Here is a 17,937-nt window from a genome sequence, read left to right as displayed (position 1 = left end):
CCGTGGCGGATGTCGCCCGGGTCTGCTGGTGTGGTTCTGAGACGATGCTGCGGGGAAATGCTGGCGGCAGGACGGCGCGTCCGCAATCCTGCTTGCGGACGCGCCGTTGCCAGGGACGACAGGCGCGATTAAGCGCTTTCGAAGATGCGGGTCAGGACGAATTCGCGGTGGCCCAGCGCTTCGGCCGCGGTCCAGCGGCCGTTGGCGGTGGCCAGCATGCATTCCAGCAGCTTGTCGCCGGCCTGGTTCAGGTCGATTTCACGCTGCAGCAGGCCGCTGGTGTCCACGTCGATGTGTTCGGACATGGTGCGCACCGTGCGCGGATTGGCGCAGATCTTGATGACCGGCAGTATCGGGTTGCCGATGACGTTGCCCTGGCCGGTGGGGAAGAAGTGCACGGCGTAGCCCGAGGCCGCGCACAAGGTCACCATTTCGGCCGCGGCGGAGGACGAGTCCATGAACCACAGGCCCGGGCCGTCCGGGATCTCGGCCTTGTCGATCACGCCGTCCACGCGGCATTGCTTGCCGATCTTCTGGATGTTGCCCAGCGCCTTTTCCTCGATGGTGGTCAGTCCGCCCGCGATGTTGCCCTTGGTGGGCTGGGATTCGGACAGGTCGCTGGTCTTCCAGCGGTCGATCATGGCCTGGTAGCGGTTGAACATGAACATGAAGCGCTCGCGCACCGCGTCGTTGGCGCAGCGCTCGGCCACGATGTGTTCGCCGCCGGTGAGTTCCGAGGTTTCACCGAAGACCAGCGTGGAGCCCAGCGCGTACAGCTTGTCGAAAGCGTTGCCCACGGTGGGGTTGGCGCCACAGCCGGAGGTGGTGTCGGATTCGCCGCATTTGGTCGACACCCACAGGTCGGCGATGGGGCATTCGCTGCGCGTCAGGGCCGTGGCGTAGTGCACGAATTCCTTGGCGCAGCGCGAGGCGCGCATGATGGTGTCGTGGTCGCCGTGCAGTTCGATGCTGAAGCCCATGACCGGCTTGCCGGTGGCGGCGATGCCGTCCACCACGCGCTTGGTCCAGCCTTCCTCGATACCGATTACCACCACTGCGGCGACGTTGGGATTGCAGCCGGTGCCGATCAGGGTGCGGAAGTGCAGCTCCAGGTCCTCGCCGAATTGCAGTCGGCCATAGGGATGAGGCAGGGCCATCGTGCCCTTGATGTTGTTGGCCACGGCTTCGGCTGCGGCATTCGAAATATCGTCCACGGGCAGGACGATGACGTGGTTGCGGACGCCGACGCGGCCGTTGTCGCGGCGGTAGCCCTGGAAGGTGGTCGAGGCGGTGATGATGGACATGGCGGATTCCTGTGCGGGGTGGGGGCTTACCAGCGCTTGGTCTTGATGTTGTGCACATGGGCGTGCTGGCCGGCCTTGATGGGCTCCACCACGCGGCCGATGTCGACGCCGTACTTGAAGACGGTGTCGCCCACGGCCATGTCCTTCATCGCCACCTTGTGTCCGATGGGGATGTCCTGCGATGCGCGCACGTGGATGATCTTGTCTTCATCCATGATCCAGGCGTTCAGTTCCGTTCCGGCGGTGACTCCTTCCACGACGGCGACCGCCACCGTGTCCTTGGCATCGTGCAATACGGCGTGAATCATTTGTCTTCCTCTCTTGGGCTTGGGGGCGCCCGGCTGGTGCGGCGGCAGGGCGCGGATCGCTACGGCCAGGAAATCTTAGGACCGCGCTTCGTGCGTGTCAACTAAATCATATATATGAATTGTATGACTTGAGCAGGTTCCTTCCCCGCCGCTACACTGTGGGCTCCTGATTTTTGCGATGCACCCATGAACACCAGCCTGTCCTCGACCGTGCCTTTGGGCAGTCCTCTGTACGCGCAGGTCAAGCAGGCCGTGCTGGCCGCGCTGGCGCAGGGCGAATGGAAGCAGGGCGAGGCGATCCCGCCCGAGAAGCTGCTGGCGGAACGTTTCGGCGTCTCCATCGGCACCTTGCGCAAGGCCATCGACGAACTGGCTGCGGAGAACATCCTGGTGCGGCATCAGGGCCGCGGCACCTTTGTGGCCGTGCACACGCGCAACCACCATTTCTTCAAGTTCTTCCGCATCGTGCGGCAGGACGGCGACAAGTCCTATCCCGCGACCGAGCTGCTGCGATTTCGCCGCGTGCGGGCCTCGGCCATCGCGCGCGAGAAGCTGAACCTGCCCGCTGGCGCCATGGTGTTCGAGTTCCTCAACCTGTTGTCGCTCAATGGCGACGTGGTGATGATGGATGAGATCTGCCTGCCGGAAGCATGCTTTCCGGGCATGACCGAAGCGCACCTGCGCGACCGCGCCAGCACGCTGTATGCGCTGTACCAGGACGTATTCGGCGTCAATGTGATCGCCACCGACGAGCGGCTGCGCACCTGCGTGGCCGAACGCACGCAGGCGCGGGCGCTGGGCGTGGCCGAAGGCAGCCCCTTGCTGGAGATCCGCCGCGTGGCGTTTTCCTACAAGCGGCAGGCGGTGGAATGGCGCATCTCGCGCGTCAACACCGAACGCTACGAGTACCTGGGCCAGGAGCCCTGGGAGGCTGGCGCCTGAATGGCCGCCGCGCGCGCCAGGCGGGCCGGATGGGCCGCCCGCCGTTGCGGCGCGCGTCAGCAGTGCTAGAATTCCTGCCGCAGTACAAAATTTTTCGGCGCCGATTTGCCTGATCCGCTTGCGGGCGCCTTCCAATAAATCCAGCTAAAGAGGTCCGTATGACCACTCCTGCCCAAAATTTGGCCGGTGATTCGGCCAGCGGGTTCGTACCCGCAACCGTCACGACTTCCGCTTCCGCTGATCCCGGTTCGGTCGGTCTCGTTGCCCCCACCTTCATCCGTTTCGATGAGCCCCTGTCCTTGCAGAGCGGCCAGTCGTTGGCTGCCTACGAACTGGCGGTCGAAACCTACGGCACGCTCAATGCCCAGCGCAGCAACGCGGTGCTGATCTGCCACGCGCTGAACGCTTCGCACCACGTGGCGGGGCAGGCGGCCGACAATCCCAGCGACGTGGGGTGGTGGGACAACATGGTGGGGCCCGGCAAAGCGGTGGACACCAACGTCTTCTTCGTCATCGGCGTCAACAACCTGGGCTCCTGCTTCGGCTCGACCGGCCCTGCCAGTATCAATCCGGAAACCGGCAAGCCCTGGGGCGCCGCTTTTCCGGTGCTGACCGTCGAGGACTGGGTAAGGGCGCAGGCCAGGGTCGCGGACCATTTCGGCATCGAACGTTTCGCCGCCGTGATGGGCGGATCGCTGGGCGGCATGCAGGCGCTCAGCTGGGCCATTACGTTGCCCGAGCGCGTGGCCAATTGCGTGGTCATCGCCAGCACGCCGCGCCTGTCGGCGCAGAACATCGGCTTTAACGAGGTGGCGCGCCGCGCCATCATCACCGATCCGGATTTCCACGGCGGCGACTACTACGCGCAGGACACCGTGCCGCGCCGCGGCCTGTCGGTGGCGCGCATGCTTGGCCACATCACCTACCTGTCCGACGACGACATGGCCGAGAAGTTCGGCCGCGCCCAGCGCGCGCCGGCCGAGAACGGCGCGTACCACTACGGCTACGACGTCGAGTTCGAGGTGGAGTCGTACCTGCGCTATCAGGGTGAGAAATTCACCCGTTATTTCGACGCCAACACCTATCTGCTGATTACGCGCGCGCTGGACTACTTCGACCCGGCGCGCACCACCGGCGGCGATTTGGCCCGCGCGCTGGCTCCGGCCAAGGCCGATTTCCTGCTGGTGTCGTTCTCGACCGACTGGCGCTTCCCGCCGGAGCGTTCGCGCGAAATCGTGCGGGCGCTGCTGAAGAACGCCAGCCCCGTGACCTACGCCGAGATCGACGCGCCGCACGGCCACGACGCCTTCCTGCTGGAAGACGCGCGCTACCATGCCGTGGTTCGCGGCTATTACGAACGCATCGCGCGCGAGCTCGGGCTCGGCGTTGCCGCCCAGACCGAAGGACGTTCCGCATGACTCCCGTGACTCCCCGACCCGCGCACAGCGTCTTGCGGCCCGACCTGGCGCGCATCGCCAGCTGGATCGAGCCCGGCAGCCGCGTCCTGGACCTGGGCTGCGGTGACGGCGCGCTGCTGGCGCATCTGCGCGACCACCGGCAGGTGCGGGGCGCGGGCGTGGAACTGGACGACAACTGCGTCATCGCCTGCGTGCGGCGCGGCGTTGAAGTGATCCAGCAGAACCTGGAAGACGGGCTGGCGCTGTTCGACGACAAGCAGTTCGATACCGTGGTGCTGTCGCAGACCCTGCAATCGATGCATCGCACCGAGCACATCCTGCGCGAAATGGCACGGGTGGCGCGCTACGGCGTGGTGTCGTTTCCCAACTTCGGTTACTGGCCGCACGGCTGGGCCATCCTGCGCGGCCGCATGCCGGTGACGGGCCAGATGCCCTACCAGTGGTACAACACGCCGAACATTCACTTGTGCACGCTGCGCGACTTCGAGCAGCTGGCCGGCGAATTGCGCCTGTCCATCCTGGAACGCGCCACCTTCAACGAAGGACGCGAGGTCAAGCTGCTGCCCAGCTGGCGCAGCACCCTGGCGGTGTACCGCTTCGCGTCGCCCTGACATTCCGACACGCCTGCTGCCTGCGGCGCGGGCGCATAGGCCCTAAAATGCCGCAAGCCTGCGGCCGCCAGCGGTGCGCTGGCGCGTTGTTTTAGGAGACCGTCATTACCGCTGCATCCAACGTCTATACCAGCCCCCGCGTGGCCCCCTTGCTGGTCCTGGGATTTGCCAGCGGATTGCCTCTGGCCCTGACCAGCGGCACCTTGCAGGCCTGGGCCACGGTGGAAAACGTGCCGCTGCAGCAGATCGGTTTCCTGACCCTGGTGGGCAGCGCCTATACCCTCAAGTTCCTGTGGGCTCCCTTGGTGGACCGCTATGCGCCGCCCTTGCTGGGGCGGCGGCGCGGCTGGATGCTGCTGACGCAGTTGCTGCTTGCCGTGGCCATCATGGCGATGGGCGCCTTGTCGCCTTCGTCCGCCTTGCAGACGCTGGCTCTGCTGGCCGTGCTGGTGGCGTTTCTGTCGGCCACGCAGGACATTGCTTTCGACGCCTATTGCACGGACGTGCTGCGCAAGGATGAGCGCGGCGCCGGCGCGGCCATCAAGGTCATGGGCTACCGGCTGGCGATGATCGTGTCGGGCGGGCTGGCGCTGATCCTGGCGGACCAGTGGATAGGCTGGGGCAATACCTATGTGCTGATGGGCGGGCTGATGCTGTTGTGCGCGTTGGCGACCTTCTGGGCGCCCGAACCCGAGCACGTCGCCCGACCGCCGCGTACGCTGCGCGAGGCCGTGGGCGAGCCTTTGCGGGAATTCTTCACGCGGCGCGGCGCGCTGGCGGTGTTGCTGCTGATCGTGCTGTACAAGCTGGGCGACGCGTTCGCGGGGGCTTTGTCCACCACCTTCCTGATCCGCGGCGCGGGCTTCACGCCGACGGAAGTGGGTACGGTGAACAAGGTGCTGGGGCTGGCCGCCACCATCATCGGCGCACTGGCGGGCGGGTCGCTCATGTCGCGCTGGGGCCTGTACCGGTCGCTGATGGCGTTCGGGCTGCTGCAGGCGGTGTCGAATCTGGCGTACTGGCTGATCGCCGTCAGTCCCAAGAACCTCTGGCTGATGGCCGCGGGCGTGGGGATCGAAAACCTGTGCGGCGGCCTGGGCACGGCGTCCTTCGTTGGCCTGCTTATGGCGTTGTGCCGCCAGCAGTTTTCGGCGACCCAGTTCGCGCTGCTGTCGGCGCTGTCGGCGGTGGGCCGGACCTACCTGGCCGGCCCTCTCACGCCGCCGCTGGTGGAAGCCATGGGCTGGCCGGGTTTCTTCCTGCTGACCGTGGCCATCGCGTTGCCGGGCCTGGTGCTGCTGCATCTGCTGCGCGGCACGATAGAAACCATGGAGAAGCAGGGCGATCAGGCCCCGGCTTGAAGCCGGCGGGTCCAAAAAAAACGGCGCCGAGGCGCCGTTTTTTCATGGCCGGACCGGGGTTTATTCCTCGCCGAGCAACCTGACGATCAGCACGTCGCTGGGCAGCGACTCCAGCAGCCGTTCGGCCACGCTGCCGATGGCGGTGCGCAGGATGCCGGTGCGGCCATGGGTGCCCGTCACGACCAGATCGGAACGGTGGTTGAAGGAGTATTCCGACAGCACGGTTTCCGGCTGGCCGCATTCCAGCACCACCTTGGGTGCGGCGACCTGGGCGAGTTCGGGCGTTTCGGCGATGAAGTCCTGGGCGCTCTGCTCGGCCGCCTTGTAGAAGCTGCGCGTGATGGCGTCATCCGGCGTGTTCTTGCCCTGGAAGGGGACGTCGTAGGAGTGGAACAAGGTCAGGTCCGCGTTCGGCACCAGGTGCAGCGCGGCGCGCAGCGCCTGGCGCGAGCCGGCAGAGAAGTCCGTGGCGACCAGCACGTCGCGGTAGGGCCGGCGCGGACGGGTCTTGACCACCAGTACGGGCTGGCGTGCCTGGCGGGCCAGCTTTTCGACCGTGGTGCCCAGCAGCAGGCGGCCCAGGGTTTCATCGCGCGCGGTGCCGGTGACGATCAGCGAGCAGCCGTAGCTGTCGGCGGTTTCCATGATGCGGACCAGCGGATCGCCGCTGACCACCACCACTTCGGTCGCCACGTCGGCGGCGGCCAGGTCCTCGGCCAGCTCGCGCTCGGCCAGCGCCTTGTGGTCCGTCGACAGGCGCCGCCACACGGGCGTGGTCAGGCGAGCCGGCGTGGCATGGGATTCCATGACATGCAGGACGATGAGCTTGGTGTTGAGTTCCTTGGCCAGCTGCAGCGCGCGGTCCAGGGCGCGGTCGCCGCGCGCGCTCAGGTCGGTCGCCAACAGGATGGGGCCAGTTTGCTGTGTCATACGTTCTCTCCCGGTTGTGGTTGGACCGCCGACTCCCGCGTGCGTCGCTCCAGCCGTTCCGCCCTCGCGGGCCTTATCCCCATTCTCGCGCGGCTGCGCGGAAGGGGACTTGATAGATATCAACGCAAAGTCGAGGGTAAGGGATGGCGGGCGCGCAGGCAATGGCCGTCCGCTACCCCGCCGCCTTAATACAATGGGGCCAGTTCAACTCCCTGCCTGCCCATGTTTCCGGATCTGTCTCCCGCCTTGCTGCACACGCTGTATCTTGTCGCCATCGTGGCGGAAGCGATGACCGCGGCGCTTTCGGCCGGCAGGCGCGACATGGACTGGATGGGCGTCTGCATCATTGCCTGCGTGACGGCCCTGGGCGGCGGTTCCCTGCGCGACGTGCTGCTGGGTCATTACCCGCTGACCTGGGTGGTCCATCCCGAATACCTGTGGATGACGGCGGGCGCGGCGATCTTTACGGCCCTGATCGCGCCCGTCATGCGGCGCCTGCGCAGCCTGTTCCTGCTGGCCGATGCGCTGGGCCTGGTGGCGTTCACGGTCATCGGCTGCCAGGTGGCGCAGCTGATGCAGTTGCCGATCACGGTGGTGCTGATCAGCGGCATGATCACCGGCTGCGCCGGCGGGGTGCTGCGCGATGTGCTGTGCAACGAGGTGCCGCTGCTGTTCCGCAAGGAGCTCTATGCCAGCGTGTCCTTCGTGACCGGCGGGCTGTACCTGGGCTCGCAGGCCTTGGGCCTGTCCGCCAACGCCGCGGTGCCGATCGCGCTGGCCGCGGGCCTGGCGGTGCGCCTGCTGGCCCTGCGCTTCAATTGGCAGATGCCGAAGTTCGTGTATCGGGACGACTGGGACTGAAGCAGGGCGGCAGGGCGCTCTGCAACAATTTTCTTATTTATGTTTCAAGAGATTTCTAGTATCTTCACGAAGTCTCATACCATGCATTGCGCAGTACAAGGGGAGCCGATTGGACGTCAAAGCGCCCGCCACGATTCCGTATTTCCTGCAGGAACAGATTCGTGAATTGATCGTGGACGGCACCATCCGTCCCGGCCAGCCGCTGCGCGAACAGGAGCTGGAGCAGCGTTTCGGCACCAGCCGCAGCCCGATCCGCGAAGCGCTGCGCCTGCTGGAGCTGAGCGGCCTGGTCACCCATATCCAGCGCAAGGGTTTCAGGGTCACCCTGTACACCGAGGCGCAGATCCGTCATCTGTACCAACTGCGCGCCGAACTCGAGGCCTATTGCATCCGCCAGGCGGCGGAAGCGGCCGACCAGGCGCCGCTGCTGGCTGAGCTGCGCCTTCATGACGCCGCCATCGGGGCGGCATTGGCGTCGGGTGATGGACGCGCCGCCATTGCCTCGGCCTGCGCGTTCTATCTGGCTGCGGCCCGCAGCACGGGCAATACCCCGCTTGCGGGCATGCTCAGCAAGCTTTACGAGCAGATCGAACCGTTGCGCTACCTGTTGGCCAGGCAGGCGCTGCCGTTCACCGGCATCCAGGCCTGCACCAGCGGCGTTATCGAAGCGTTGGCCGGCCGCGACGTCGAGCGCGCTGCCAATCTGACGCGCAGCTATCTGGCGGACGTGCTGCCCAGCGTGGCGCAGGCGTATCGCCATGCCGCGCTGCAGGACGCGGAAGAACCGCAGCCGCGCTACGCACGCGCCTGAGCCGGCCGCGCCTATTCCCTCGGTGGGGTGCGGACTTCTATGCCGGCCTGTTCCAGCGCCTTGCGGATGCCGTCGGCGAAGATCAACGCGTTCGGCTGGTCGCCATGGATGCACAGCGTGTCGGCCTGCACCGCCACGTCCTTGCCGTCCACCGAACGCACCTTGCCTTCGCGCACCATGCGCACCACCTGCGCCACCGCCTGATCCAGGTCTTCGATCATCGCGCCAGCGCGGCTGCGCGGCGTGAGCGAGCCGTCGTCCTGGTAGGAGCGGTCGGCGAAGACCTCGTTGGCGGCGGCCAGGCCGATGGAACGGGCCGCGTCGATCAGTTTGCTGCCGGCCAGTCCGTACAGGATCAGCGAGGCGTCCACGTCCTTGACCGCCTGGCAGATCGCGCGCGCCAGCCCTTCGTCCTTGGCGGCCATGTTGTAAAGCGCGCCGTGCGCTTTCACATGGTGCAGCCGCGCGCCTTGCGAGGCGGCCACGCCGGCCAAGGCGCCGATCTGGTAGACCACGATGTCGTAGGCTTCGTCGGGGCTGATCTGGATGACGCGGCGTCCGAATCCGGCCAGATCCTGCAGGCTGGGGTGCGCGCCCAGCGCCACGCCGCGCGCCAGCGCGGCCGCCACGGTCTTGCGCATGGTGGCCGGGTCGCCGCCATGGAAGCCACAGGCGATATTGGCGGAGCTGACGAACTGCAGCACCGCGGCGTCGTTGCCCATGGTCCAGGCGCCATAGCTTTCGCCCATGTCGCAGTTCATGTCGATGCGGGTGGTCATGGCAAATTCCTTTCTAGGCGAGGAGCGCGCGCAACGGCGCCAGCGCGTCCTGCAATTGCGTGAAGGCGCGCTCGCGTTCGCCGTCCAGGCGCTGCGCTTCTTCCAGTTCGATCAGCTGGAAGCGCAGCGTCTGGCCCGGTGCGCACTGCGCCAGGACGGGCAGGTCCACCGTGGCGATCTGCGCGATCTTGGGGTAGCCGCCGGTGGTCTGCCGGTCGGCCATGAGGATGATGGCCTCGCCGCCCGAAGGCACCTGCACGGTGCCGAAACACGCGGCTTCCGACAGCATCTGACGCGGCTGGCTCATGGCCAGCGCGGGGCCCAACAGGCGGTAGCCCATGCGGTCGGACTGCGGGCTGATGCGGAACTCCGCGCCGCCGCCAAAGGCCTGGCGGGTGGCCTCGGAGAATTCCTCCCAGTGCATGCCGGGCAGGAAACGGATGAACTCGCGGCGCTTGGCGCCCAGCGCCGCCGGCAGGTAGACGCGCTGGTTCCACAGCGCTTCCTGCAAGGCGTCGAGGTCGCGGCCAGCGGCCAGCGGCGCATGCAATGGCACCTGGTCGCCCTTGGCCAGCGCGCGTCCCTGGAAGCCGCCGAAGCCGCTGCGCAGGTAGGTGCTTTCGCTGCCCATGACGCGCGGCAGCGCAAAGCCGCCGTGCACCGCGAGATAGCCGCGCACGCCCACGGCCGGCCTGGCGCCGAAGGCCAAGGTGTCGCCCGTCCGCGCCACCAGCGGGCGGTGGACGGGAATGTCCTGGCCGTTGAGCGTGGCGCCAAGGTCGGCGCCAGCCAGCGCGAAGCAGGCCGCGGCGTCAAAGCGCAGGGTAGGACCCGTCAGGGTTATTTCCAGCGTGGCGTGTTCGTCTTGATTGCCGGCCAGCGCGTTGGCCAGCCGGTGCGCGCGCTCGTCCATGGCGCCCGCGGCGGGGATGCCCTGATGCTGGTAGCCCTCGCGGCCGCGGTCCTGGAAGCTGGACAGCATGCCGGGCTTGATCACGGTCACGCTCATGGCCGGGCTCCCCGGATGCGGTTGAAGTCCTCGGGGCTGATGGGCACGAAGCGGACCGAGTCGCCGGGTTGCAGCAGGGCGGCGGGTTCGCGGGCCGGGTCGAACATGGTGAGCGGCGTGGCGCCGATGATGTTCCAGCCGCCGGGCAGGCGGTTCGGGTAGATCACGGTCTGCCGGTTGGCGACCGCCACGGCGCCGGGCGGCACCGCGGTGCGCGGCGAGGCGCGGCGCGGGATATTCAGTTTTTCGTCGTGCACGCCCAGATAGGCGTGGCCGGGCGCGAAGCCCAGCATGAAGACCATGCTGCGCGGCTGGCTGTGCAGCTGGATGACGCCTTCGGGAGTGAGGCCGGCGGCGGCGGCCACTTCGGTGAGGTCGGGGCCATGTTCGCCGCCGTAGCAGACCGGGATGTCGATCTCGCGTCCGCCCAGGGCGTCCGCGGCGATGCCTTCGGACAATAGTTGTCCGATGCGCTCGGCCAGTTGCGGGTAGGTGGGGCCGCCGCTGGCGCCGGGGCGGTAATGCACCGCCACCGCGACGAAGGAAGGCACCACATCGGTCACGCCGGCAAGCCGCGCGTCGCGCAGCTTGCCGGCCGCGGCCAGACAGGTCCTGCCGACATCGGCGTCGATCTGGTCGCCAAAGGAAACGATCAGGCAGCGGTCACCCTGGGGCAGGATGCGCCAGGAGGTTTCGGCCGGAGAAGGAGGTTCTGAATTTGCGTTCAACGACACGAAACCTGTAGAGACGGATTACTTGGCGAACAGGGAATCCAGGTTCTTGAACGCCTTGAATTCCAGCGCGTTGCCCGACGGATCCAGGAAGAACATGGTGGCTTGTTCGCCCACTTCACCCTTGAAGCGGATGTAGGGCTCGATGACGAATTCGGTGCCGGCGTCGGTCAGACGCTTCGCCATCGCTTCCCATTGTTCCATGGAAAGCACCGCGCCGAAATGGCGCACCGGCACATTGTGCGAGTCCACGGCGCTGGTGGCCTTGTGGCCGCATTCGCCGGGAGCCAGGTGGGCGACGATCTGGTGGCCGTAGAAGTTGAAGTCGATCCATTCGGGCGAGCTGCGGCCCTCCGGACAGCCCAGTTTTTCGCCATAGAAGGCGCGGGCTTCGGCCAGGTCGCGGACCGGGAAGGCGAGGTGGAACGGCGGCAGGTTGGTTTGAGCGGTCATGGAAGGCTCCGGGTCAGGCAAAGAAAAAATGATCAGTCGGATTGCAGGCCATCGCAAGCTTGGACGGCCTAGCATCGATGGGTAGTTTAGGTATTGTTTTTTTGATTGAAAAACGATATTTTTTGCTACTTAGCATCGAAATAATTGATCGTGATCAAAGAGTTCAAGACCTTCATCGCCGTGGCGCGGGACGGCACCTTTACCGGCGCCGGCGCCCGGCTGGGCCTGACCCAGTCTGCCGTCAGCGCCCAGATCAAGCGCCTGGAGGATTACCTGGGCGGGCCGCTGTTCGACCGTAGCGCGCGCGCCGCGGTGCTGAATGCGCACGGCCGCGAAGTGCTGCCGCAGGCGGAAGAGCTGGTCGCCATGGCCGAGCGGATGATTACCGCTGGCGGGGCGGGCCATGTCAGCGGCTTGCTGCGCATCGGCGCCATCGCGTCGGTGCAGCAGGACCTGCTGGCGCGCGCGCTGGGCGGATTTCGCGCGGTCTATCCGGATGTGCGGGTGCGCATCGTGCCAGGCGTGTCGCTGTCGCTCCTGGGGCAGGTGGATGCGGGCGAGGTGGACATGGCCATGCTGATCAAGCCGCCCTTCGCTCTGCCGCCCGAACTCGGCTGGCAGCCCCTGCTGCGTGAACCGGTGATGCTGGCCATGCCCGCTTCCATGCCCATCGCGCCCTGGCGCGAACTGCTGGCAAGCCAGCCCTTCATCCGCTACGACCGCGCGTCATTCGGCGGGCGCGTGGTGGACCTGTTCCTGAAGAAGCAGCGCATCCCGGTGCGCGAGGCTGTGGAGCTGGACGAGATCGACGCCATCGCCAACATGGTGCGGTTGGGGCTGGGCGTGGCGCTGTTGCCGCAGCTGCGGCGGCTGGACATGACCGGCTTGCGGCTGTTGCCGCTGGGGGAGGCGGCGTTCCACCGCGAGATCGGCCTGATAGGCCGGCTGCCGTTCGATGCCGGCAGCGTGCAGGAGAAGATGGCGGAATGCCTGGCGGCCGCCGCGGCAGAGTCTTGAGCCGTTTGGCGGGCGGCGCATGACGCGCTGCCCGCCACGGCGGCGGTGGCTTACAGCCGGTCGCAGCGGACCGTGATGGGGTGGCTGCGCAGCGTGGACATCACGACGTCGTTGACTTCGCCTTCCACGTCGGTGATCACATAGCCGATCTGGCCGCGGGTCTGCAGGGTCTGGCTGACGATGTTCAGGCCATGCTGCGCCATCAGGTTGTCCAGCGTGCCCAGCGCGCCCGGGGCGTTGCGGTGCACGTGCAGGATGCGCGTGCCGCCGGCGGGCTCCAGATACGGCAGTTCGGGGAAGTTGACCGCGCCCTTGGTGGTGCCGGCCTGCAGGAAGCGCACCAGCTTCTCGGCCACTTCCCGGCCGATGTTCTCTTGCGATTCCTGCGTGCTGCCGCCGATGTGCGGGGTCAGGATCACGTTGGGCAGGCCGATCAGCGGGCTGGCCAGCGGCTCGTCCGCGCCCTTGGGCTCGGTCGGGAACACGTCCAGCGCGGCGCCGGCCAGATGGCCGGATTTCAGCGCCGCATGCAGCGCGTCGATATCCACCACCGTGCCGCGCGAGGCGTTGATCAGGATGGCGCCACGGCGCATGCGGCCGATGGTTTCCGCGTTCATGATCTTTTCGGTGGTCTTGCCGCCCGGCACGTGCAGGGTCACCACGTCGGCCTGCTCCAGCAGCTCGTTGAGCGTGGCCGCGGGCCGGGCATTGCCCAGCGGCAGCTTGGCTTCGACGTCGTGATAGACGACGCGCATGCCCAGGCCTTCGGCCAGCGTGCTGATCTGCGAGCCGATGTTGCCGTAGCCCACGATGCCCAGCGTCTTGCCGCGGGTCTCGAATGCGCCGGCAGCGCTCTTGTCCCAGTGGCCCAGGTGCACGCGGGCGTTCTTTTCGGGAATGCGGCGCAGCAGCAGGATGGCTTCGCCCAGCACCAGTTCGGCCACCGAGCGGGTGTTCGAGAACGGTGCGTTGAACACCGGGATGCCGCGCTGCATGGCCGCGTCCAGGTCGACCTGGTTGGTGCCGATGCAGAAGCAGCCCACGACGCGCAGGTCGGGGTTGCCGGACAGCAGGGCGGCATCCAGGTGAGTGCGAGAACGGATCCCCGCCACCTGAGCGCCGCGCAGGGCGTCGCTCAATTGCGACGCCGGCAAGGCGGCCGCATGCGTGACGATGTCGGAGTAGCCGGCGGCTTCAAAAACAGCGCGGGCGCTCGGGTGGATGTTCTCGAACAGGACGATTTGTGCCATGACAGCCTGAGGGGTGGGTGAGGAATCCGTTTTATCGATTGTGGCCCATTTTTGCTGCAGTGCAAGGAGTAGCCATTGAGGCGGCATGGATGAATTGTTTCAGGCGCACAAACGATACGGGCATCGCCACAAAGAGCGATGCCCGGACAGAACCTGAAGGTTCGCGCGTTAACGGTAGGCCTGGAACACCTTGGCGCCGCCCTGCTTGTCCACCAGGACCACGTCATGCGGCGTCTTGCGGCCGCCGTATTCGGGGCCGTCCATGCCGGGGGAGCCCAGCGGCATGCCTGGCGCGGCCAGGCCGGCTGCGTCGGGCTTTTCGAGCAGCAGGCGGCGCACGTCGCTGGCCGGGACGTGGCCTTCGATCGCGTAGCCTTCGACGGCCGCGGTGTGGCACGAACCGTAGTTGGCCATGCCGGCGTTGCGGCGGATGGGGCCAGTGTCCTGGACGTCGTGGGTGGTGACGGCGAAGCCGTTGTCGCGCATGTGCTTGACCCAGTCTTCACAGCAGCCGCAGGTCGGGGTCTTCCAGACCTCGACCTTGACGGGCGTCTGGGCGGTGGCGAAAACGGGCGCGCACAGGGCCGCGGCAAGGGCCAGGCGGCGCGTAAGACGGGAAAGGTTCATGATGCTCCGTTGCGGGACGATGTGATTGCAAGCGTACTGTAGAGGAACGGGGGTGACCCCATTCTGTCCCGCACATTACGATTTTGTAATGTTGTCCGCGGTGGCATGGCCCTCCGGCGCGCGCAGCGTGATGCCGACCACGGTGCCATGCGCGCCCGAGGCCGCGTCGACCTCGCCGCCATGCATGCGCGCGATGGCGCGCACGATGGCCAGGCCCAGGCCGTGGCCTTCGCTGCGCGGCGCGCGCGCCTGGCTGGAGCGGAAGAAGCGGTCGAAGATGCGGGGCAGGTCCGTCGGCGGGATGGGCGGGCCTGGGTTGCGCACTTCCACCCGCGCGCCCGCGGGCGAGGCCGAGCAGGTCAGCACGATTTCGCCGCCCCGGGGCGTGGCCTTGATGGCGTTGGAAATCAGGTTCGCCAGCGCGCGCCGCACCAACCCGGCGTTGGCGGCCACGGTGGCGTCGCCTGCGCAGCGCAGATGCACGCCGCTTTCTTCCAGCGTGGCTTCGTAGTATTCGGCCACGCGTCGCGCTTCGGCGGCCAGCGATACTGGCGCCAGGTCCGCGGCCCGTTCGCCGCGGTCGGCGCGCGCCAGGAACAGCATGTCGTTGACCAGGGTCTTCAGGTCTTCCAGCTCTTCAAGGTTGGATTCCAGCGCATCGCGCAGTTCTGCCGCGTCGCGCGGCGACGACAGCATGACCTGCGTGCCGTTGATCAGCGTGGCCAGCGGCGTGCGCAGCTCGTGCGCCACGTCGGCATTGAAGCCTTCCATCTGCTGGTAGGCGGCCTGCAGGCGTTCCAGCGTGCGGTTGAAGGAACGGACCAGCTCGTGCAATTCGCGGTCGGTGTCTTCCAGCGGCAGGCGCCGCGCCAGATTGTCGGGCTGGATGCTGGCCGCCTGCTCGGACAGCCTGCGCGCCGGCGCCATGCTGCGCCTGACGGCCCAGGCCGCCAACACCACGGTCGCGCCGACCCACAGCGCGCAGATCAGCACCAGCGCGGTGCCATAGGCATACAGGAACTGCGAACTGGTGCGCGTGCTGACCGCCACGGTCAGTTGCGCGCCGGGCAGGATGCGGTCGTTCATGGCGACCCGCAGGCCGCGCATGCGGCCGCCGTCGGCGGTCTGCAGCACGACCTGCCTGCCGTCGCCGGTCGCCAGCGTTTCGGGAGCGGGGCCGCCGTACACGGAGTGGCCGTGCGCATCCACGATCCAGATGCCCAGCTGGCCTTCGCCCGCGCGCATCTCGTCGAAGGTGGCGGCCAGGTCTTTCAGGCCGCGGGCGTTGTTCTGCATGTCGATCAGGTGATCGATCAATTCCAGCTTGCCGCTGACTTCGGTGATTTCCTGCCGTTCCACTTCGCGCTTGAGCGCCCAGAACAGCGTGGCTCCCGCCAGGCTGGACACAAGCAGGGCGATGGCGCCCAGGAGCAGCGTCAGCCGCGCCTGCATGGAACGCATGCGCAGCGGCTTCATGCCGGGCGGCTATCCGCGGGGCGCGATTCCAGCACGTAGCCCATGCCGCGCACTGTATGCAGCAACTTGGTGTCGTAGGGGTCGTCCAGCTTGCTGCGCAGCCGCCGCACCGCCACGTCGATGACGTTGGTGTCGCTGTCGAAGTTCATGTCCCAGACCTGCTCGGCCAGGGTGGTGCGCGACAGCACCTGGCCCTGGCGGCGCAGCAGCAGGGCCAGCAGATTGAATTCCTTGGCGGTCAGGTCCAGGCGGCGGCCGCCGCGTTGGGCGCGCCGGCGGGCCAGGTCCAGTTCCAGGTCCGCCAGGCGCAGCAGGGTGGGTTCCTGAGAACGTCCGCGGCGTAGCAGCGCCTGCACCCGCGCCAGCAGTTCCGAAAAGGCGAAAGGCTTGACCAGGTAGTCGTCGGCGCCGCCTTCCAATCCGCGCACGCGGTCCTCGACGGCGTCGCGCGCGGTCAGCATCAGGATGGGCGTGTCCTTCTGTTCGCGCACCGCGGCCAGCACGCCGAAGCCATCCACGCCCGGCAGCATCACGTCCAGCACAATCAGGTCGTAGACGCCTTCCAGCGCCAGATGCAGGCCGTCCACGCCGTCGCGAGCCAGGTCCACGACGTGGCTTTGCTCCGACAGGCCCTTCTTGAGGTAGTCGGCCAGTTTGGGTTCGTCTTCGATGACCAGGATGCGCATGGCAGGAAATTTACCATCCGCGCTGCGTCAGGTCCGGCGGACGGCTCAGGCCGGGCTGTCGATGGCGATGCGGTCGGGCGGAAAGCGCAGGGCGAACACGCTGCCCTTGCCGGGTTCGCTGGTGATCAGCAGTTCGGCGTCGTGGCGCATGGCGATGTGCTTGGTGATCGCCAGGCCCAGGCCGGTGCCGCCCACCGCGCGCGAACGGCCGCGGTCCACGCGGTAGAAACGCTCGGTCAGGCGGGGCAGGTGGCGCGCGGGGATGCCGATGCCGGTGTCCTGCACGCTGTAGCGCGCGCCGCCGTCTTCCTCGCGCTCCCAGCGCACGGTGATGGTGCCGCCGTCCGGCGTGTAGCGCACCGCGTTGGTCAGCAGGTTGGACAGGGCCGAGGTCAGTTCGGTTTCGGCGCCCAGCACGTCCAGGGATTCATCGATGTGCCACTCCAGCACGTGGCGGCCGCCCGACAGGGCCTCGATCTGCTGGCGCGCCTTCTGCAGCAGCGCGCCCATGTTGACCGCGCGCGGGTCGCTGCCCGGCGAGGATTCCAGCGTGGACAGGGTCAGCAAGTCTTCGACGATGGCCTGCATGCGCTGGGCCTGCTCGTGCATCATGTCGATGTACTGCTCGCGTTGTTCGGCGGGCAGGGCGTCGGCGGGCATGTCGCGCAGGGTTTCCAGAAAACCCGCCAGTACCGTCAGAGGCGTGCGCAATTCGTGCGAGACATTGGCCACGAAGTCGCGGCGCGTGGTTTCCAGGCGTTCGATCTGGGTGACGTCGCGCGTGATCAGCAGGCGCTGGTTGCTGGCGTAGGCCGTCAGCTGCATCATCATCAGCCGCTCCTGGCCTTGCTGGCCCAGGCGCACCAGTATGGGCTCGGGCCAGGACGGACGGTGCGCATATTCGACGAATTCGGGCGCGCGCAGCAGGTTCAGCAGGTTATGGCCGCGGTCGGCCGGCAGGCGCAGGCCCAGGTGCTGGCGCGCCATGCGGTTGCACCAGTCGATCTGGAAATCCTCGTTCAGCGTCACCGCGCCGTCCGGCAGCGCTTGCGCCGCGGCCAGCATGCCCTGCATGGTGTTCTGGGTTTCGTTCAGTTCGCGGGCCCGGGCGCGGGTGTAGCGGTACAGCGGCGCGAGGATGTCGTCCCAGGGACCGACCGAAGCGGGCGGCGAGGTATCGGGGTGGTTGGCCCAGTGGGACACCAGGTGCAGGCGCCAGCTGCGCCAGAGCAGCATGGCGGCCAGCGCGAAGGAAAACAGTATCCAGCCCGCCGGGTCTCCTATGAGCCATTGGGCCAGTAATGCGGCAACCGCCCACAGGGCGACCAGGAAAAGAGTGCGCAGCCAGATCATCGTGCGGGAG

At 67.2% G+C, this 17,937-nt stretch carries 19 protein-coding genes and 1 riboswitch; of the genes, 7 read left to right on the top strand and 12 right to left on the bottom strand.

The features are described 5' to 3' along the window. Positions 1-128: 128 nt before the first annotated feature. A complete protein-coding gene (locus tag HV793_RS04860) occupies positions 129-1,304 on the bottom strand; it encodes a UxaA family hydrolase (protein ID WP_054455027.1) in 1,176 nt (391 codons plus the stop codon). Between the two features lie 26 nt (positions 1,305-1,330). After that, positions 1,331-1,612 carry a UxaA family hydrolase gene (locus tag HV793_RS04855; RefSeq protein WP_042795507.1) on the bottom strand — a complete coding sequence of 94 codons (282 nt, stop codon included), beginning with the start codon at positions 1,610-1,612 and terminating at the stop codon, positions 1,331-1,333. Positions 1,613-1,798: 186 nt separating this feature from the next. Here HV793_RS04855 and HV793_RS04850 point away from each other — a divergent pair, with 186 nt between their 5' ends. The 4 genes from HV793_RS04850 to HV793_RS04835 all read left to right on the top strand — a co-directional run bounded on the left by HV793_RS04850 (position 1,799) and on the right by HV793_RS04835 (position 5,944). Continuing rightward, positions 1,799-2,554, top strand: coding sequence for a GntR family transcriptional regulator (locus tag HV793_RS04850; protein ID WP_054455025.1), 756 nt, complete (start codon positions 1,799-1,801; stop codon positions 2,552-2,554). 87 nt (positions 2,555-2,641) lie between these two features. Beyond that, a riboswitch (SAM riboswitch) is annotated at positions 2,642-2,723 on the top strand. Then, a complete protein-coding gene (gene metX, locus HV793_RS04845; protein WP_175161146.1) occupies positions 2,713-3,972 on the top strand; it encodes a homoserine O-succinyltransferase MetX in 1,260 nt (419 codons plus the stop codon). It overlaps the preceding riboswitch by 11 nt. Beyond that, positions 3,969-4,583, top strand: a complete 615-nt coding sequence (gene metW / locus HV793_RS04840; RefSeq protein WP_054455023.1) for a methionine biosynthesis protein MetW — start codon at positions 3,969-3,971, stop codon at positions 4,581-4,583. The genes metX and metW overlap by 4 nt, the downstream gene beginning before the upstream one ends. A 104-nt stretch (positions 4,584-4,687) precedes the next feature. Next, positions 4,688-5,944: a muropeptide transporter gene (locus tag HV793_RS04835; protein ID WP_119452172.1), complete on the top strand. Its 1,257-nt coding sequence runs from the start codon at positions 4,688-4,690 to the stop codon at positions 5,942-5,944. 60 nt (positions 5,945-6,004) lie between these two features. Here HV793_RS04835 and HV793_RS04830 read toward each other — a convergent pair whose 3' ends face one another. Next, positions 6,005-6,874 carry a universal stress protein gene (locus HV793_RS04830; protein ID WP_054455020.1) on the bottom strand — a complete coding sequence of 290 codons (870 nt, stop codon included), beginning with the start codon at positions 6,872-6,874 and terminating at the stop codon, positions 6,005-6,007. Positions 6,875-7,096: 222 nt separating this feature from the next. Between HV793_RS04830 and HV793_RS04825 the strand changes: the two genes are divergently transcribed. Together HV793_RS04825 and HV793_RS04820 are read left to right on the top strand one after the other, a co-directional pair. Then, a complete protein-coding gene (locus HV793_RS04825; RefSeq protein ID WP_054455018.1) occupies positions 7,097-7,735 on the top strand; it encodes a trimeric intracellular cation channel family protein in 639 nt (212 codons plus the stop codon). A 109-nt stretch (positions 7,736-7,844) separates the two neighbouring features. Then, the gene (locus HV793_RS04820; RefSeq protein WP_175212763.1) at positions 7,845-8,546 is read left to right on the top strand and encodes a GntR family transcriptional regulator; all 702 of its coding nucleotides are present in this window, start codon (positions 7,845-7,847) and stop codon (positions 8,544-8,546) included. 11 nt (positions 8,547-8,557) lie between these two features. Here HV793_RS04820 and HV793_RS04815 read toward each other — a convergent pair whose 3' ends face one another. From HV793_RS04815 to HV793_RS04800, 4 genes are read right to left on the bottom strand one after another with little or no spacing between them, the layout of a single operon-like run. Next, a complete protein-coding gene (locus HV793_RS04815; protein WP_054455014.1) occupies positions 8,558-9,325 on the bottom strand; it encodes a LamB/YcsF family protein in 768 nt (255 codons plus the stop codon). 13 nt (positions 9,326-9,338) lie between these two features. Continuing rightward, the gene (locus HV793_RS04810) at positions 9,339-10,334 is read right to left on the bottom strand and encodes a 5-oxoprolinase subunit C family protein (protein WP_054455012.1); all 996 of its coding nucleotides are present in this window, start codon (positions 10,332-10,334) and stop codon (positions 9,339-9,341) included. Next, positions 10,331-11,062 (bottom strand): 5-oxoprolinase subunit PxpB, encoded by a 732-nt coding sequence (gene pxpB / locus HV793_RS04805; RefSeq protein WP_175212762.1) that lies wholly within the window; start codon positions 11,060-11,062, stop codon positions 10,331-10,333. The genes HV793_RS04810 and pxpB overlap by 4 nt, the downstream gene beginning before the upstream one ends. 24 nt (positions 11,063-11,086) lie before the next feature. After that, on the bottom strand, positions 11,087-11,518 hold the full coding sequence (locus HV793_RS04800) for a VOC family protein (RefSeq protein WP_054455008.1): 432 nt from the start codon (positions 11,516-11,518) through the stop codon (positions 11,087-11,089). Between the two features lie 150 nt (positions 11,519-11,668). Between HV793_RS04800 and HV793_RS04795 the strand changes: the two genes are divergently transcribed. Then, positions 11,669-12,535 (top strand): LysR family transcriptional regulator, encoded by an 867-nt coding sequence (locus tag HV793_RS04795; protein WP_054455868.1) that lies wholly within the window; start codon positions 11,669-11,671, stop codon positions 12,533-12,535. A 50-nt stretch (positions 12,536-12,585) separates the two neighbouring features. On the opposite strand, the gene serA is transcribed toward HV793_RS04795, so the two are convergent. The 5 genes from serA to phoR form a co-directional block, all read right to left on the bottom strand. Further along, positions 12,586-13,785, bottom strand: a complete 1,200-nt coding sequence (gene serA, locus HV793_RS04790; protein WP_054455006.1) for a phosphoglycerate dehydrogenase — start codon at positions 13,783-13,785, stop codon at positions 12,586-12,588. 168 nt (positions 13,786-13,953) lie between these two features. Continuing rightward, the gene (locus HV793_RS04785) at positions 13,954-14,412 is read right to left on the bottom strand and encodes a DUF411 domain-containing protein (RefSeq protein WP_054455004.1); all 459 of its coding nucleotides are present in this window, start codon (positions 14,410-14,412) and stop codon (positions 13,954-13,956) included. Between the two features lie 75 nt (positions 14,413-14,487). Beyond that, positions 14,488-15,888, bottom strand: coding sequence for a heavy metal sensor histidine kinase (locus tag HV793_RS04780; protein WP_119452175.1), 1,401 nt, complete (start codon positions 15,886-15,888; stop codon positions 14,488-14,490). After that, the gene (locus HV793_RS04775; protein ID WP_054454998.1) at positions 15,885-16,574 is read right to left on the bottom strand and encodes a heavy metal response regulator transcription factor; all 690 of its coding nucleotides are present in this window, start codon (positions 16,572-16,574) and stop codon (positions 15,885-15,887) included. The genes HV793_RS04780 and HV793_RS04775 overlap by 4 nt, the downstream gene beginning before the upstream one ends. Before the next feature lie 45 nt (positions 16,575-16,619). Continuing rightward, entirely contained in the window at positions 16,620-17,927 is a 1,308-nt protein-coding gene (gene phoR / locus HV793_RS04770) for a phosphate regulon sensor histidine kinase PhoR (protein ID WP_054454997.1), read from the bottom strand. Between the last annotated feature and the right edge of the window lie 10 nt (positions 17,928-17,937).

The organism is Achromobacter aegrifaciens (assembly GCF_902859965.1).
GTDB lineage: Bacteria > Pseudomonadota > Gammaproteobacteria > Burkholderiales > Burkholderiaceae_B > Achromobacter > Achromobacter aegrifaciens.
This window is presented reverse-complemented; position numbering and strand designations above follow the sequence as displayed.